The following is a 16,907-nucleotide window of genomic DNA, read 5'->3' on the forward strand; positions in this document are numbered from 1 at the left end:
CCACTTTACTTACCTTTTTAATATGGTAAGGTAGTCCCAGACATCTACAGAAAGGTGGACACCCCATGAACTTTACAAAAATACTTATTTTTTCCTTTTTTGTGATCCTTCTCTCACCGTTGAAGGGCGTTTATGCGGAGGTATATGACCCTACAGATATTAGTGACCATTGGGCAGAGTCCGAAATAAGGCAGTTCGTAAACTCATCCCTGTTAGAAGGTTATGAAACTCCCAATGGCGATCACGAAATCCGTCCTGATCAATCCATTAGCCGTGCAGAATTCGTTACAATTCTAAATCGAGTCCTAGAACTGAAAAAGCAACCGAGCGGTCCTGACTTTGAGGATGTTGCTGGAAAATGGTATGAAGAGCAAGTGTATATTGCGGCTTCCAATGAACTCGTCAATGGAGTAGGCAACAATAAATTTGAACCAGAGCGGCCCATCACGAGAGCTGAAATCGCTTCTGTGGTCATGAGAGCCTTCAAAGACGAGATTAATATGAATGAGGGTACCGTAAAGAACTTCAAGGATGTTTCTTCAGACTTCTGGGCTTACCAAACCATTCAACAAGCCAGTAAAGTGGGGATCATAAACGGAGTTTCAGAAACGATGTTCAAACCCAACCGGGACGCTTCTCGTGCTGAAGCGATCGTAATGATCAAGAGATCTCTGGACAAAGAAATTTCCCAGCTTCCAGACAAAGAGGTGCTTACTAAATTCGTTGCAGATTATAACCACGATTCGAGAGCAGCGGTTGATGCTGAAGACATTTCTAAATTTAAACAGATGGATAGAAGAACATTAGGCTATTATAAAAAGCTGCATCAAGAAGCCACTGAAGTCTATATTCAATGGATTGAAGACTACTCATTGAACCTCGAGTACAAAGTAACATCTGAACCGCATTTCGAAGTGATCAAGCGTTCTAACCGATTTGCAGAAGTGAAGCTTACCAACGCTTTCTACGACCTGACGATTATTTATCCTACCAATAAAAAGGAAACGTATAAAAGAACAGAAAACGGCGAGTATCTACTCCATAAAACAGAGGGTCAATGGAAATTGTACGACTTGAAATTCGACAAGGATTGGAAGTAAACATAGAAAAACGTCCAGAGTCAGTTCTGGACGTTTTTCTATGTTTAAGCTTCTATATCCAAGTTTTAATACTTCCTGCTCCTTACCGATCTTTTCACCAAAAAAAGCTTGATAAAAAAGTCATACTGCTGAAAAGAATCATGAAAAGAGAGCTGAGCAACCACTTGAATTGCCTATTCTGTGAAGCCATGATTACGGAAAGAAGCCGAACCATCATGTACCCACACAGTCCACCAAGCGTATTCAAGATCAAATCATCTACATCAAAACTCCCTACACGTAAGAAAAGTTGTAAACTCTCAAAAGATAGACTTACCAAAAACGAATAAATTCCTACTGTGTATAGGGAATGCTGTCTCCTGGAAACCAACGGTACGAGGAAACCGAATGGAATGAAACCGAGAATATTTCCAAACAGGTTTCTGAACTTGATATATGCTCCAACCTCATTGTGGAATAAATAATCCAATATGGTCCGGAATGGAACGAAGTTATTCCTTTGAAAGCCGCTATTCCTCTCGTTGATCAAACTCATAACATCATAAATATGTACATATTTGAGAACAATCATCTTAAATAAAATCCCTAAATAAACAATTAAAGATATAGTAAGGAATACCCTTAACCATCCACTCATAAGCTATAAACCCTTCCTTTCATTTGTAACAAACTTCACTTCACAAAAAAACACAACAAAAAACGCAGCTGATCAGCTGCGTTTTTAAGTCTGAATTATTCAACTGAGAAGATATATGAATAAATCGGTTGTCCACCTGCGTGGATTTCAAGTTCCAGATCCTCATATTTATCTTCAATGTAAGCTTCCAATTCAGATATAGCATCTTCATCTACATCTTCACCTGTGATTACCGTCAAGATTTCGTCTTCATCTTCATCAATCATATGATCGAGAAGTGCTTTGACGGTCTCCATCGGGTCTTTGTCCGTTGCGGTGATCTTTCCATCAGCGATACCCATGAAGTTGCCTTTATCAATAGAAAGGCCTTCAATCTTCGTATCACGGACTGCATAAGTGATTTGGCCGGTTTTCACTTCAGACATCAGAGAGATCATTTCTTCCTTGTTTGTCTCCAAATCAGATTCCGGGTTGAATCCTAATAGAGCACTCATTCCTTGAGGAATCGTCTTCGTAGGAACGACAGCAACTTCTTCTTCAGCGATTTCAGCCGCCTGTTCTGCTGCCATGATGATGTTTTTATTGTTAGGGAGAATCAGTATCCGCTTTGCATGAGCTTCTTTGATGGCTTCTGAAATATCCTGAGTACTCGGGTTCATCGTCTGTCCACCTTGGATGACGACATTTGCACCTAAGCTTTCAAATAATTTCTTGATGCCATCTCCCATGCTTACCGTGACGATGCCATATTCCGCTTTTTCCTGCGGCTTGCTTTTGACTTCCTTTTTGTCACCGACGATGGAAGTATGCTGCTCACGCATGTTTTCGATTTTCATATTGACCAAACTTCCGAACTGCTGTCCCAACGTCATAGCTTCACCAGGATATTCAGCGTGAACGTGGACTTTGATCAAGTCCTCATCCGAAACGACGAGAAGAGAATCACCGAGTTCACTCAACTGCTCTCTGAACTTTTCTTCATCGTATGGATTTTCTTTCAGTTTCTCTTCTTCGAATTTGACCATGAATTCTGTACAATAGCCGAATTCGATGTCTTCGGTATTCATGAAATCTTGAGCCAGTTTATGGTGTTCAGCATTGACCATGTCATTCATGGATACGGTCTCTTCGATATCAGGCAGCTCTTCCCCTTTAAGATTGGCAAGGAAGCCTTCGTAAATGGTCAATAAGCCCTGACCACCACTATCGACGACGCCTACCTCTTTCAAGACAGGTAAAAGCTCAGGCGTACGCTTAAGGGATTCTTTAGCCGCCTGTACGACACCTTCCATGAAGGAAATGATATCTGTTTCATCCTTTGCCAGTTTCTCAGATGCTTCTGCCGATTCTCTTGCAACTGTCAGAATCGTTCCTTCTACAGGTTTCATGACCGCTTTGTACGCTGTCGCCACCCCACCCTGAAATGCATCAGCAAGATCCTGTGTCGTCAATGTCTCTTTTTCCTCAACAGCTCTTGAAAACCCTCTGAACAGCTGGGAAAGGATGACTCCAGAATTTCCTCGAGCTCCCATCAGAAGACCTTTCGCTAATGCTTTGGCTACGACACCGGCATGGTCTTCATTGACCGTTTTCACTTCTTCTGCTCCCGATGTCATCGATAAGTTCATATTTGTTCCGGTATCGCCATCAGGCACCGGAAATACATTAAGAGCATCAATCATTTGAGAGTTTTTGTTCAAATGATGGGCTCCTTGTAAGATCATTTCGGCTAATGTTCTGCCGTCTAGATTTTGTAACGTCACGCTAACTTCCTCCTTTGACTGCACCACTTACCTAGTCACTTGTCACGCGGACTCCTTGAATGAAAACATTCACGGAATCTACCGACAAGCCTACTGTCTTGTTTAATGTATATTTTACTTGTGACTGCACGTTATGCGCTACTTCGGAAATTTTCGTTCCATAGCTCACTACGATATACATATCGATGTGTAGGCGGTCTTCATCTTGACGGACGACGACCCCTTTGGAAAAGTTTTCTTTACGGAGCATTTCCGTCAATCCATCACGGATTTGGTTTTTTGATGCCATTCCTACAATTCCATAGCATTCCACAGCAGCTCCACCTGCAATCGTGGAAATGACTTCATTGCTAATCGTAATTTGACCATATTGGTTCGTTAAATCAACAGACATCGTTTGTCCTCCTTTACCCACTCATCTACTTACCCTTCATTATAACATATGAAAACAGGCGCGATTGCACTTGATTCATGTAAATTATGACGGAATTCTCCTACTCTACTTTCTAATATTGACACGTGTCTGTCAAGAGAAAATTCTTGATATTCTTGTCATTGATATATTGCAAAGGGTGACCTGATATGATACAGTTACTAAGTATCTGATGATTTATTTATGTATGTAACAGGAGGGATTTTCATATGGCACGCAGAAGTGTTATTTCTGGTAAAGGTACACGTTCCGGAAACCACCGTTCACACGCAATGAACGCTAATAAACGTAAATTCAAAGCTAATGTACAAAAAGTACGCATCCTTGTCGATGGCAAGCCACAAAAAGCTTATGTCACTGCACGTGAATTGAAATCTGGTAAAGTTCAACGCGTATAATCGTCTTTTTGCCTCAGATCATCTGAGGCTCACATAAGCACAAAAAAAGCACCCCGAGCGGGTGCTTTTTTTGTTAATCTTTTTTAAAAGTACTTATGACTGCGCGGACTAGCCCCCCGAAAAACCTCGGGAGTTTGATCGTATAAAATTTCAAAGAGCCCCCTCCTCATATATAAAGCTGATGCGAAACGCCCTTGTGTTATCCCCTGGTGGCCAAGTCTTTACTTCTTATTACTAAGAGTATGCCTGAACGGAAGGAAAAAGTACCTGCTTCTTGTATCAATCGATTCGAGATGCAAAGCGTAGAGCCATACGGAACATGCGCTTCTTTCAACGGGTAATAAAAGCCTTCGAGCGTGAGCCCTGTCACTTCCAGCGTCATGGGAAGGAAGGAAACGTACGGGTATTCATCGTTCGCTTCAATTGTATGCTTGCCCGCTTCTACTAATTCCAATTGGTTTTGTACATCGATGATGGTACTTGCTATTCCTTTTTGTCTGAGAGGATAAAGCAGTTGAATGTTCGCCAGGGCATGATCGATCCTTCCTCCGGTCACCCCGAATAATAGAATATGCTCAGGTTCCCATTCTAGTGCCTTGTTGATCGCAAGTTCCAGATCGGTTTCATCTTTTTCATCAGGATGGACTTCATAGTCGCGCGCTTGTCTTTGGATCTCTTTCCACGTCTCTTCCGTTACGGAATCAAAATCTCCCACTGCAAAGTCAGGGCGGATGCCTTGATTCAATAATACTTCTGCTCCCTGATCCGCTCCGATCCACAGGACATTTTCATTATCAAAGCTTTTCAAATCAGGTATATATCGAAAAGGGGCGCCGCCCACGACAGCAACCGTCTTGCCCATATGCCCTATCCCTCCTTTATGTATGCAAAAACCCAAAGGAATGAAGGAACACTCCTCTGGGTTACATCTTTATTTTAAGCTCGTTTCACGTTACGTGTTGATTTCATCACTTCTCAATGAAAAGCCCTTACCAAATCTTCAAGTTTCCTGAGGTATAAGGACTGAATTTAAGATGTCGGGTCCGATCACATAAAAAGGTGAGTTGGGGCGGGGAACGACTCGCTTTCCTGCGGGGGAACCGGCAAGCTTCCTCGGGCTGCACCCTGCGGGATCTCACCTGGCTCCTTCTCCCGCGGGAGTCTCGCCGTTTCCCCACTCCAACTATCTAGAGCTTATTGAACGGACCTACGAAACGCAGAATCGTCTAAGGCTGATATTTAGAAAAATGACACTTAAACGAGAAAGCTCAAACCATTTTTCTTCTGAAACAGCTAGCCATAGGAATCCGAACCTTCTTTTACAAGGAGCGACGGATCAGATCCATCGCTTCTTTGCGGTCCTCTTGTTTGAAGATCGCACTGCCGGCCACGAGGACATCTGCACCAGCGTCTACGCAGCGGGCTGCGGTTTCGGCTTTGACGCCGCCGTCCACTTCGATTTCAAAGGAAAGCCCCATTTCCTCTCTCCATTGTGCCACCTGACGGATTTTAGGAACCACAGAAGAGATGAAGGATTGGCCTCCGAACCCTGGGTTGACGGTCATCAGCAACACAAGATCGACTTCGTCCAAAATTGGTTTGATCATTTCCGCAGGCGTCGCAGGATTGATCACTACACCTGCTTTCACTCCGTGACTCTTGATCAATTGCAGAGTCCTGTGAAGATGCGGACAAGCTTCCTGATGGACGGTGATGATATCCGATCCCGCCTTCGCAAAAGCTTCGATATATTGATCAGGGTTTTCAATCATCAAATGGACATCCAACGGGAGCGAAGTCATCGGTCGGATGGCATCGACGATCAAAGGGCCTATGGTGATGTTCGGTACAAAATGGCCGTCCATCACGTCGACATGGATATAATCTGCTCCAGCCTTTTCTACATCCTGAATCTCCTCGCCAAGTTTGGAGAAGTCAGAGGCAAGGATGGAAGGTGCTATTTTCGTCATATTCAATACCTCGGCTTTCTGTTTTGGATTTCATCTAAAAACTGCAAATAATGTTCGTAGCGTTGTTTTGAGATTGTTCCCTCTTCAACGCCTGCTTTGACTGCACATTTCGGCTCTTTGTTGTGAAGACATCCTCGGAATTTGCAGCCATCCTGGACAGCTACGAATTCTGGAAAGCATTCCGGAAGCTGGTCAAGCTGAAGATCACCGAATTCCAGAGAGCTGAATCCAGGTGTGTCTGCGACAAGGCCATTAGAAATTTCATAAAGTTCCACGTGACGGGTCGTATGTTTCCCACGGCCAAGGCTCTGTGAAATTTCATCCGTATCAATGGAAAGGCGCGGGTCGATCGAATTCAACAGCGAAGATTTTCCTACGCCTGACTGACCTGCAATGACTGTGGTCCGTCCTGCAAGATGGTCCTGGATCAAATCCATCGATTCGGCATCCTGAACAGCGGATAAGATGACAGAATAACCGATTTGTTCATACATCTCTTTGTATTCTTCCATCTCTTTCGTCTGCTCTTCATCCAATTGATCCATCTTGGAAATGACGATGAATGGTTCGATCCGCTTCGCTTCCACAAGAACAAGGAAACGATCCAATAGCAGAGCATTGAAGTCCGGATGAGTGGCTGATGTTACGATCAGAGCTTGATCGACATTGGCAATCGGAGGCCGGACAAATTCATTTTTCCTTTTTTCGATGGATAAAATATAACCTTCATCCTGCTTGTCTGCTTTGAATTCGACGATGTCTCCGACCAGTGGACTGACTTTCTTCTTTCTGAAATTCCCCCGGCCCCTGCACTGATAAACGGTCCCTTCGTGCAATACATAATAAAAGCCGCTCAGCGCTTTGATTATCTTTCCTACTGCCATGTTTTCACCTTCTTAATACGGAACACTACCTTCTTCAACGACTTCGTCCCCTCTCTGAACTTTATACGATGCTTCCGTTCCCGGTTTGATCGTAAGAGGGATTTCAAACGTAGTATCTTCCGTGATCATTTGTTCTTTATACACATCCGTGATCTTATTGTTCATATCTCCAACGTAAATGAGCACCTTTTGTTCTTTCGGCTGCTCCTCGCCTTCCCCGCTCTCACCTTCATCCGTAGACTCAGGCTGCTTATAAGGAACAGTCACCTTGACGGTTTCCGTACGCGGAGGCTGTTCTTTCGTGCCGAGAGAAATGGTGATGGATACTGTCGAGCCTTCTTCTACAGATGAAAAAGCTTCAGGGCTTTGGGAAATCACATTACCCTGTGGCACTTGATTGGAATAATTCTCAGTTACGTTCGCCTTCAAGTTGTTATCTTCCAAATATTGTTTCGCTTCTTCTTCCGTCATCCCCGTCAACGGGCGTAAGTTTACCATCGGTGGTCCTTTACTGACGCGCAGGATCACGTTCGTCTCATCAGGGATAACTTTTTCGTCCGGCTGAGGAGACATATGCTCGATGACTTGACCATCGGGCTCATCACTATTCACATAAACAGGGACGACACTTTTATATCCCTTACTTTCCAGTTCACTCGTGACCCTCTCGATATCCTGTCCTGTATAATCTCCCAGCTCGACTTTCTCTCTGCCCCGGCTGGAATAAACGATGACAGTGGATTCCTCTTTTATCATCATCCCGGGCTCAGGGTCGGTCTTTATGACGTACCCTTCTTCCACATCATCGGAGAACATCGTTCTACGATCCACATCAAGGTTGAGGTCACTCAGTTCACTGTACGCTTCTTCGTATTCTTTACCGGTGACATCGATCATTTCAACATCTGCAGGTTGAACGATCCCAGGTATCGTAAAGATAGCCACACCCGCTGCAATGACTAAAAGGGCAAGCAACGAAACGACCCAAGGCCATTTCTTTTTCTTCTTTTTCTGTCCAGCTTTCTTCATAGAGCCTGTTTCACCATTCGGTTTCCCGGCACCACTTACGATCGTGTTGGAATTCGTCTGGTGATGGATAATGGTGTTTTCTCCTGTGTCCTCTTGATATGAATCATTGGTAATCACAGGTATCGCTTTCGTTTTTTCATCGTCACCATCTTCTTCCGGTACTTTGAACAAAGGTTCGTCATATCTCTCCGGATCGAGCGCAGACTCTAAATCATCTTCCATTTCAAAGACTGAAGAGTAACGGTGAAACGGATCTTTGGATGTGGCTTTCAACACGATATTTTCGACACTTTGAGGAAAATCTTCAATCCACCTTTTCAAAGATGGCGTCTCATGCTGTAGATGCTTCAAAGCAATCGACACTGGAGACTCCCCGGAAAATGGAAGACGTCCTGTAAGTAATTCGAAAAAGACGATCCCTAAAGAATAAACGTCGGACTTCTTAGTGGCCATTCCCCCGCGGGCCTGTTCAGGAGAAAGGTAATGGACAGAACCAAGCACAGAATTCGTCTGCGTCAGTGCAGTGGCACTCAATGCCATTGCGATTCCGAAGTCCGTCACCTTTACATGTCCATAATGGTCGATCAAAATGTTCTGCGGTTTAATGTCACGGTGCACAATATCGTTATCATGGGCATGACCAATCGCCGTCGTGATCTGTTTCATGATATCGACGGCTTCAGAAATCTCGATCGGGCTGTTCTTCTGGATGTACTGCTTCAATGTCATACCATCGACAAACTCCATGACCATGTAATAAATCTCTTCTTCTTCACCGACATCATAAATATTGACGATATTCGGATGTGATAAGCTGGTCGCCGACTGGGCTTCTCTATGGAACCGGGCAATGAACTCTTCATCGTTTCCATGCTCTAGACGCAAAACTTTGATCGCGACGTTCCGGTCCAATATGATATCGTGTGCCAAATAGACATTGGCCATCCCTCCGCCGCCTATCATCTCCTTGACTTTGTAACGTTCACTAAGGAGACGGTTGATCAGCATTCATCCGCACCCTCTTTCACGTCGCGTTCGTCATAATGTACGACTGCGAGGGTGATGTTGTCTTCTCCACCACGTTCATTAGCCAGGTCGATCAACTGCCGGCCATATTCTTTCCAATCGCCTTCAAAATTTGTCAGTTCAGACAGCTCTTCTTCATGAACTTTATTGGTCAGTCCATCAGAACATAACAACAATCGATTGTCAGGCTCGAATTCCAATGTTGATATATCTGCAGAAACTTTCGCCTCTGTTCCGAGCGCCTTCAATAACACATTTTTTCTCGGGTGATGTTCCGCTTCTTCATAGCTGATCTGCCCCGATTTCACAAGTTCATTCACAAGGGAATGATCTTCCGTCAAGCGTTTAAACCCGTATTCGTTCGCCATATAAATCCGGCTGTCACCGATATGGCCGATTGTAACGAAGTTATCAGTACAGACGGCTGCGACAACGGTGGTTCCCATACCATGACACTCTTCATGCTGCTCGGCATATTCCTTGATTTCATCGTTGACCACTTCGATGGCCCCTCTAAGCCATTCCTCTGAGTGCTCCGGACTGTTCAAAGCGTCAACTTCCTGCCATTTCTTATGTAAGTGGGAAGTCGCCATTTCACTGGCGACATCTCCCGCTCGGTGTCCACCCATTCCGTCAGCGACGACAGCGAGGACTTGACCGGACTGATTATAAAAGATCCCGCCTGCATCCTCATTATGATTTCTTACTTTTCCTTGATCGGTAAGAAAATAGCCATTCATGGACTCACCTACTTTCATCATTTGACTACTCATTATTCACTCTTCCTCACGAATCGGGTCAGGAAAAAACCATCCGTATCCCAATCTTGAGGGAAAAGCTGTAATCCGTATTCACTCAGTCCCGTCGATGACTTCAACTCTTCAGGTAGATCATCGGTGAAGGTCGGGTCCAGTTGAAACTCCGGATGCGCTTTTAAGAAGTGCTGCACCGCTTCCTCGTTTTCGTGCCTGTCGACGGTACATGTACTATATACGAGCTTTCCGCCTTCTTTTAACAAAGGTGACACTTTCTCAAGCAGATCATCTTGAATCTTCCGCAGAGAGAAAATGTCTTCTTTCTTCTTATGATATTTGATATCAGGTTTTCCACGCAATACTCCGAGTCCTGAACAAGGAGCATCGAGAAGGATCCGATCAAAAGTATCCGACTCATGTCGTTCATCCAGTTTCCTTGAATCGGCTTGACTCGCTTTGATCGTTGTCAGTTGAAGCTGTTCCGCTTTTTCATTAACGAGCTTCGCCTTTTTCTCATGCAGGTCATAGGCTATGACAGTACCTTCATCTTCAAGCTTTTCAGCGATGTGTGTCGTTTTCCCGCCCGGGGCACTGCATGCATCCAGAACGGTCATGCCTTTTTCAAGATCCATCATTTCTGCAACCAGCATCGAACTCTGGTCCTGAACGGTCAGCTTTCCTTCTTGGAACAAAGGATGATTCAAAATGTTGCCTTGTGATACGATGAATCCTTGTTTTGAAAAGATGCTCTCTTCCACTTTGTAACCATCTTCACGCAGCTGTTCCATCGCTTCGTCTCTCGTCAAACGTAAAGGCTGGACACGGACACTCATCGGCAAATGATGCATATTGGCCCGGCACATGTCTTCCGTCACGTCTTTTCCGTACTGGCTCACCCAGCGTTCCACAAGCCATTTCGGGTGACTCGTTTCAACTGCCAACCGCTGGATGGGATCTTTGATCTCATCAAGATCTCTGATTCCTTTACGCTGGATGTTCCTCAACACTCCGTTGGTGAAAGAAGAAATCCCTTTGTGACCTTTTTTCTTGGAAATCTCGACGGCTTCGTGAATGATCGCATGGTCCGGTACCCTCTCCAAGAAAACCATTTGATAGACGGACATGTACAGCAGCCACCGTACCCAAGGTTTGATTTTCTTTTGCTTGGCGGTAAATGGCTCGAGATAAAAGTCGATCAAATCACGGCGCTGGAGGGTTCCATAAACAATCTCAGTCAAAAGTCCTCCATCTTGAGCGGAAAGGTTCAGCTTGTTGATTTCACGGTCAAGGAGGACGTGACTGTACCCTCCCTGCTCACCGATCCGGGTCAACAAATTTAGGGCCGTTTCTCTCAAAACATACTTAGTCATGCTTTTCCCCCAGACGATCACCTACGGTTAAGGATTGACCGGCGCCGTTGATGAACGCCTGTCCATCCATCCGTTTTTTGCCGGAAGGTTGTAACTCCGTAACTTTCAACGCTTTCCCATCACCGGTCTGGACCAAAAAGCCATTGTCTTCGATCGCAACGACCGTTCCAGGCTCTTTGTCGAACGTACCATTCACTTTTTCGGACCACCAGATCTTCATCGGTTTTCCGTTCCAGAATGTATAAGCGACCGGCCAAGGATGCATGCCGCGGACGTGATTATAAACCGTCTGCTGATCCTTATTCCAATCGATCAATTCTTGTTCACGTTTGATATTCCCGGCGAATGTCGCTTGGGAGTGGTCCTGTTCTTCCGCTTCGATCTTTCCTTCCAACAAGTCAGGGAGAGTCGTAGCAAGAAGATCAGCACCTGCCACAGAGAGCTTATCATGAAGCGTCCCGACGTGATCTTCATCATCGATCGGTACCGTCACTTTCGAAAGCATATCGCCGGCATCCAGCTGCTTGACCATATACATGATTGTGACCCCCGTCTCCTTCTTGCCTTCTATGATGGCGTAGTGAATCGGGGCCCCGCCACGGAACTCCGGCAGTAAAGAAGCGTGCACGTTGATGCAGCCATACTCAGGGGCTTCCAGTAAACCTTCAGGTAAAATTTGACCGAAGGCCGCTGTGACGATCAAGTCCGGCTTATATTTCAGTACTTCTTCATATTCATCTTTGATTTTTTCAGGCTGGAATACAGGGATTCCGTGTTGTTCTGCTGCCACTTTGACCGGCGGCGGTGTCATCACCTTTTTTCTTCCTTTCGGTCGGTCGGGCTGAGTGATGACGAGCACCACGTCGTATTGATCCTCGACGAGGCGGTTTAAAACAGGGACCGCAAAATCCGGCGTCCCCATGAATGCTATGCGTGTCATAAAACGGTTCATCCTTTCTTACATCAACTGATACGGCTGGAAATCCACCGTAATCTGTAGTCCGTTCTCTTGCTTCATTTCATCTTCGTAGTAGTGTAAAATGCGTTCGACTAACTTCCGCTGCTCTGGTTCCTTCTTGTATTTTACCATGCATTGGTAGCGATATCTATTGTTGATACGAGTCAGCGCAGATGGTGTCGGTCCGAGGACATGCGCTTGGTCCGAAAGCTTCTGTCTCATGAACTGGACGATTTTCTGCGTCACTTCCTGAACCTTCAGCTGATTCGGATGCGAAACGGTGAATAACGTCAGGAAATAGTACGGAGGATAGTTGAACGCTTTTCTTAATTTCATTTCCTCGTTGAAAAATTGTTCATAATCGTATTGGCTGGCAAGATCGATGCTGTAATGCTCCGGCGTATAAGTCTGAACGATGACTTCACCGGGCTTTTCATGCCGACCCGCACGGCCGCTCACCTGAGTCATAAGTTGAAACGTCTTCTCTGAAGCACGGAAATCCGGCAGGTTCAACAAGGCATCGGCCGCCATGACACCGACAAGCGTCACGTTTCCGAAATCTAGTCCTTTCGCAATCATCTGCGTCCCGAGGAGTATATCAGCTTTATGTTCTCCGAACTGGGTCAACAATCGTTCATGTGCTCCTTTACGCCTCGTCGTATCGACGTCCATCCGGATGACTCGCGCTTCCGGGATCAGCTGTTGTAAGGTCTCTTCGACTTTTTGAGTCCCTGTCCCGAAATATCGGATCGTTTTACTTTCACATTCCGGACATTCGGTCGGCATCGGCTCTTCATGCGAGCAGTAATGGCATTTCAGACGATGCTGATTTTTATGGTATGTGAGCGCGATGTCACAATGCGGACATTCGCTGACATGCCCGCAGTCCCTGCACATGACGAACGTTGAGTAGCCTCTTCGGTTCAAAAACAATACGACCTGTTCTTTCTTAGCGAGACGGTCTTCGATTTTTTCTTTCAACGTCCGGGAGAACATCGAGCGGTTCCCTTCATGCAGTTCTTCTCTCATATCGACGAGTTCGACTTCCGGCATGACAGCCTCATTCATCCGTTTCGAAAGCGTCAGCAGCTGATAGTTCCCTTTCACAGCGCGTGCATAACTTTCCAACGCCGGGGTCGCACTTCCGAGGACGACCGGACACCCGTGCGTCTTACCGCGTTCAACCGCAACGTCACGGGCGTGATAACGCGTCCGGTCCTCCTGCTTGTAGCTCGTCTCATGCTCTTCATCTATGATGATCAATCCGATTTTTGTAAACGGGGCGAAAATCGCGGACCGTGCTCCTACGACGACCTGGACTTCCTTCCGCTGGATTTTTCTCCATTCATCGTACTTTTCTCCGGCAGAAAGCGCACTGTGCAGTACGGCCACTTTCGACCCGAACCGTCCTTTGAATCTCTCCACCATTTGCGGAGTCAGGGCAATTTCAGGGACGAGCATGATCGCTTCATTTCCTTCATCGATGACCTTTTGGATCGATTGCAAGTATACTTCTGTCTTTCCACTCCCCGTCACTCCGTGAAGTAAAAAAACATCATGCTGACGCTGATCGATTGTTTTCAAAATCGGCTGAATGGCCGCTGCCTGCTCCTCGGTCAGCTGAAACGGCGTCGTCCGCTCGAACTCATGATTTTCATAAGGGTCCCGGAACACTTCCTGTTTATATTCGCGGATCACCCCGTCTTTCACGAGAGGTTTGAGGGAGGCTGCAGTCGTGGATAATGTTTCAAGCAGCTGTTTTTTCGGAATCGGCTCTTTATTTTCTATAAAAAACTCTACGATAGCGCGTTGTTTTTTGGCTTGATTGGATAGATCGATCAGTGTTTCTTCCAGTTTCATCTCATCCACCTGAGGTTCGACCATAGGGGTGACCTTTTTCGTCTCGCGGCTCTTCACTTCATAATGGACATCCACTTCTCCTTCGTGGATATGCTTGCGAAGGACTTGATAACTGACGCCTGACTTCTCAAATTCTTCGTAATCCATGACAGCCCGGCCATCGAACAATGCATCCAGTTCGGAATCCAATGGCGCTTCCGTCAACTTCCATAACTCTTTTCTATATTTCGCTTTCATGACTTGGGGGAGCATGACCTGCAGACATGAAATATAATAGCTGAGCGTCTGCTGGGAGAGCCATTTACCCAGGTGCAGGAGCTCTGGTGTGAGAGTCGGCGTCACATCCAGGACATCAGTGATGTTCTTCACTTTATCGAAGGAACTTTCTGCCGAAAGCGAAACGACGTACCCCATGATTTTTCTCGGTCCGAACGGGACGATGACACGGACGCCGGGCTGGACGATCCCTTCGAATTTCTCAGGAATCTTATAGTCGAACGGGCGGTTCGTGTTCTGTGAGGGTACATCAACGATGACATTCGCTATGTTCACAACGATTCACCTTTCATCTCTTCAACAGCTTTTTGGAGGATGTTCGCTGCTAGTTCATCTTTGGACATCAACGGGAACGTCTGTTTATCCCCTTGCTTCGTCAGCCAGATCGATACGTTCGTATCATGACCGAATCCAGCCCCCTCATCAGAGACGTTATTGATGACGATCGCGTCGAGGTTTTTCTTCTCGAGTTTCTTCCGCCCGTATGATTCGATTTCCTGAGTTTCCGCTGCAAAACCAATCAAGTATTGGTGCTCTTTCCGTTCTCCAAGCTCCAGCAAGATATCTTTCGTCCGTTCCATCTCAACGGCATAATCCCCCGGAGCTTTTTTCATTTTGTGTTCATACGTCGTGCGCGGTCTGTAATCGGCCACCGCAGCGGACTTGATGACCAGATCACTGTCATGGTACCGTTCCATCACTGCCTGGTACATATCTTCCGCCGAAGTCACATCGACTCTCTCCACTCCGCTTGGTGTATCTAAATTCACAGGACCGGAGATCAGTGTTACATCAGCACCAAGCTTCGCCGCCTGTCTCGCCAAAGCAAAACCCATTTTGCCTGTAGACGGATTGGTAAAGAAGCGGACCGGATCGATTTTTTCCCGCGTCGGTCCAGCTGTGATCAACACCTTTTTCCCTTTTAAAAGCTGTTCTTTCTGCTCTTCTTGTTCCAACACTCTGACAATCGTCTCCGGCTCTTCCAGGCGTCCTTTGCCGACATACCCGCAAGCCAAATACCCTTCACCGGGCTCGATGAATTTGAATCCCCATGCGTCGAGTTGTTTCATATTGTTCATCACCGCTGGGTGGCTGTACATATGTACGTTCATTGCCGGGGCAATATAAACAGGGGCTTCCGTTGCGAGGAGTGTCGTTGAAAGCATGTCATCGGCGAGGCCGCCGGCCAATTTCCCTATGATGTTGGCTGTTGCCGGAGCCAATAAAAATAAATCCGCCCAATCCGCTACATCGATGTGCTGGATTTGGGAGGGATCTTGTTCGTCGAAAGTGTCTGTGTAGACCGGCTGTCTCGACAGCGCCTGAAACGTCGTAGGCGCAACGAAACGCTTGGCACTCTCAGTCATGATGACTTTCACGCTTGCCCCCGCCTGTACCAGTTTGCTTGTCAGTGCAGCCGCTTTATAAGCTGCAATACCTCCTGATACACCAAGGACGATTTTTTTCCCTTTTACCATCCCTAAAAACCTCTCTTTCGAGTGAAAAAGTTGGATATATACGCCAAGCGATAGCAAAAGCCGCGCTTATTAGGTTGTAATAGCGCGGCTTTTGCTACCGATATAAGCTAAAAAAGCTTTATGTTGTTTCTGTGCGGTGCTGGATCTCGTCTGCTTGAATATACTTCAGCTTCCCATCACGGATTTCTTCCAAAGCGATTCCGACTTGTTGATGAGATGTCGGGTTGTCTACCATCGGAGCGCTTCCCTGCTTCAGTTCACGTGCACGACGTGCAGAGAGAGTCACCAATGTATACTTGGATTTGATTTGTTTTTGTAGTGAATCGATGGACGGTTCTAACATCATAGCGATTTTTCCTCCAATGCTTTTTTGTATTGGTTGGCTACACGTTCCCGTTTACAGTGTTCGCTTGCCACGATGGACTGTACTTTCTTGACAGCATTGTCAATTTCGTCATTGACGACGACGTAATCGTACGCATCCATCATTTCAATTTCTTCCTTCGCCGCATGCAGGCGGTTCTTCACTTTGTCTTCCGTTTCTGTACCACGTGTGACAATGCGGTCCTTCAACTCTTCAAGGGACGGTGGAATCAAGAAGATAAAGACACCTTGAGGGAAGTTTTCACGGACTTTCAAGGCTCCCTGAACTTCAATTTCAAGGAACACGTCCTTTCCTTCTTCCAAGGTTTGTTCTACATATTGTCTAGGGGTTCCATAATAGTTCCCGACATACTCGGCATGCTCAATCAGTTGACCTTCAGAGATCAATTTCTCGAACTCATCACGAGACTTGAAAAAATAGTCCACCCCATCGACTTCTCCTTCCCGCGGTTCACGGGTCGTCATCGAAATCGAGTAACGCAAATTCGTTGATTGTTCAAAAAGTGCTTTACGCACCGTACCTTTTCCGACACCTGAGGGTCCGGAAAGAATGAATAAAATACCTTTCTCCTCTATCACAACAATG

General features: G+C 46.0%; 17 protein-coding genes. 2 read left to right on the forward strand and 15 right to left on the reverse strand.

Features of this window, described 5'->3' with window-relative positions; translation table 11 throughout:
* The first annotated feature begins 65 nt into the window (after nucleotides 1-65).
* A complete protein-coding gene (locus LCL89_RS05350) occupies nucleotides 66-1,100 on the forward strand; it encodes an S-layer homology domain-containing protein (RefSeq protein ID WP_224808423.1) in 1,035 nt (344 codons plus the stop codon).
* Nucleotides 1,101-1,194: 94 nt separating this feature from the next.
* On the opposite strand, the gene LCL89_RS05355 is transcribed toward LCL89_RS05350, so the two are convergent.
* The 3 genes from LCL89_RS05355 to LCL89_RS05365 form a co-directional block, all read right to left on the reverse strand.
* Nucleotides 1,195-1,737 (reverse strand): VanZ family protein, encoded by a 543-nt coding sequence (locus LCL89_RS05355; protein ID WP_224808425.1) that lies wholly within the window; start codon nucleotides 1,735-1,737, stop codon nucleotides 1,195-1,197.
* A gap of 95 nt (nucleotides 1,738-1,832) precedes the next feature.
* The gene (locus LCL89_RS05360; RefSeq protein WP_224808427.1) at nucleotides 1,833-3,500 is read right to left on the reverse strand and encodes a DAK2 domain-containing protein; all 1,668 of its coding nucleotides are present in this window, start codon (nucleotides 3,498-3,500) and stop codon (nucleotides 1,833-1,835) included.
* Between the two features lie 31 nt (nucleotides 3,501-3,531).
* Nucleotides 3,532-3,894 carry an Asp23/Gls24 family envelope stress response protein gene (locus tag LCL89_RS05365; RefSeq protein ID WP_197315760.1) on the reverse strand — a complete coding sequence of 121 codons (363 nt, stop codon included), beginning with the start codon at nucleotides 3,892-3,894 and terminating at the stop codon, nucleotides 3,532-3,534.
* A 248-nt stretch (nucleotides 3,895-4,142) separates the two neighbouring features.
* Between LCL89_RS05365 and rpmB the strand changes: the two genes are divergently transcribed.
* Nucleotides 4,143-4,331, forward strand: a complete 189-nt coding sequence (gene rpmB, locus LCL89_RS05370) for a 50S ribosomal protein L28 (protein WP_035547582.1) — start codon at nucleotides 4,143-4,145, stop codon at nucleotides 4,329-4,331.
* Nucleotides 4,332-4,404: 73 nt separating this feature from the next.
* On the opposite strand, the gene spoVM is transcribed toward rpmB, so the two are convergent.
* From spoVM to gmk, 12 genes are all read right to left on the reverse strand, one after another.
* Nucleotides 4,405-4,485 carry a stage V sporulation protein SpoVM gene (gene spoVM, locus LCL89_RS05375; RefSeq protein WP_197316792.1) on the reverse strand — a complete coding sequence of 27 codons (81 nt, stop codon included), beginning with the start codon at nucleotides 4,483-4,485 and terminating at the stop codon, nucleotides 4,405-4,407.
* A gap of 45 nt (nucleotides 4,486-4,530) precedes the next feature.
* Nucleotides 4,531-5,193 (reverse strand): thiamine diphosphokinase, encoded by a 663-nt coding sequence (locus LCL89_RS05380; protein WP_197315759.1) that lies wholly within the window; start codon nucleotides 5,191-5,193, stop codon nucleotides 4,531-4,533.
* A 457-nt stretch (nucleotides 5,194-5,650) separates the two neighbouring features.
* Nucleotides 5,651-6,301: a ribulose-phosphate 3-epimerase gene (gene rpe / locus LCL89_RS05385; protein ID WP_197315758.1), complete on the reverse strand. Its 651-nt coding sequence runs from the start codon at nucleotides 6,299-6,301 to the stop codon at nucleotides 5,651-5,653.
* A 2-nt stretch (nucleotides 6,302-6,303) separates the two neighbouring features.
* Complete coding sequence (gene rsgA, locus LCL89_RS05390; protein WP_197315757.1) at nucleotides 6,304-7,185, reverse strand: ribosome small subunit-dependent GTPase A; 882 nt, start codon at nucleotides 7,183-7,185, stop codon at nucleotides 6,304-6,306.
* A gap of 12 nt (nucleotides 7,186-7,197) precedes the next feature.
* Nucleotides 7,198-9,222 (reverse strand): Stk1 family PASTA domain-containing Ser/Thr kinase, encoded by a 2,025-nt coding sequence (gene pknB / locus LCL89_RS05395; protein WP_224808428.1) that lies wholly within the window; start codon nucleotides 9,220-9,222, stop codon nucleotides 7,198-7,200.
* Entirely contained in the window at nucleotides 9,216-9,980 is a 765-nt protein-coding gene (locus tag LCL89_RS05400) for a Stp1/IreP family PP2C-type Ser/Thr phosphatase (RefSeq protein ID WP_224809583.1), read from the reverse strand. Before LCL89_RS05400 ends, pknB begins: the two co-directional genes overlap by 7 nt.
* A gap of 32 nt (nucleotides 9,981-10,012) precedes the next feature.
* On the reverse strand, nucleotides 10,013-11,365 hold the full coding sequence (rsmB, locus tag LCL89_RS05405) for a 16S rRNA (cytosine(967)-C(5))-methyltransferase RsmB (protein ID WP_224808430.1): 1,353 nt from the start codon (nucleotides 11,363-11,365) through the stop codon (nucleotides 10,013-10,015).
* Entirely contained in the window at nucleotides 11,358-12,305 is a 948-nt protein-coding gene (fmt, locus tag LCL89_RS05410; protein ID WP_224808432.1) for a methionyl-tRNA formyltransferase, read from the reverse strand. Before fmt ends, rsmB begins: the two co-directional genes overlap by 8 nt.
* 18 nt (nucleotides 12,306-12,323) lie before the next feature.
* Nucleotides 12,324-14,735, reverse strand: coding sequence for a primosomal protein N' (gene priA, locus LCL89_RS05415; protein WP_224808434.1), 2,412 nt, complete (start codon nucleotides 14,733-14,735; stop codon nucleotides 12,324-12,326).
* Nucleotides 14,732-15,937 (reverse strand): bifunctional phosphopantothenoylcysteine decarboxylase/phosphopantothenate--cysteine ligase CoaBC, encoded by a 1,206-nt coding sequence (coaBC, locus tag LCL89_RS05420; RefSeq protein WP_224808436.1) that lies wholly within the window; start codon nucleotides 15,935-15,937, stop codon nucleotides 14,732-14,734. Before coaBC ends, priA begins: the two co-directional genes overlap by 4 nt.
* A 118-nt stretch (nucleotides 15,938-16,055) precedes the next feature.
* Nucleotides 16,056-16,283: a DNA-directed RNA polymerase subunit omega gene (gene rpoZ / locus LCL89_RS05425; RefSeq protein ID WP_197315751.1), complete on the reverse strand. Its 228-nt coding sequence runs from the start codon at nucleotides 16,281-16,283 to the stop codon at nucleotides 16,056-16,058.
* The gene (gene gmk / locus LCL89_RS05430; RefSeq protein WP_197315750.1) at nucleotides 16,280-16,900 is read right to left on the reverse strand and encodes a guanylate kinase; all 621 of its coding nucleotides are present in this window, start codon (nucleotides 16,898-16,900) and stop codon (nucleotides 16,280-16,282) included. The genes rpoZ and gmk overlap by 4 nt, the downstream gene beginning before the upstream one ends.
* Between the last annotated feature and the right edge of the window lie 7 nt (nucleotides 16,901-16,907).

The organism is Halobacillus yeomjeoni (genome assembly GCF_020171525.1).
In the GTDB taxonomy this organism is placed as follows: Bacteria; Bacillota; Bacilli; order Bacillales; family Halobacillaceae; genus Halobacillus; species Halobacillus yeomjeoni.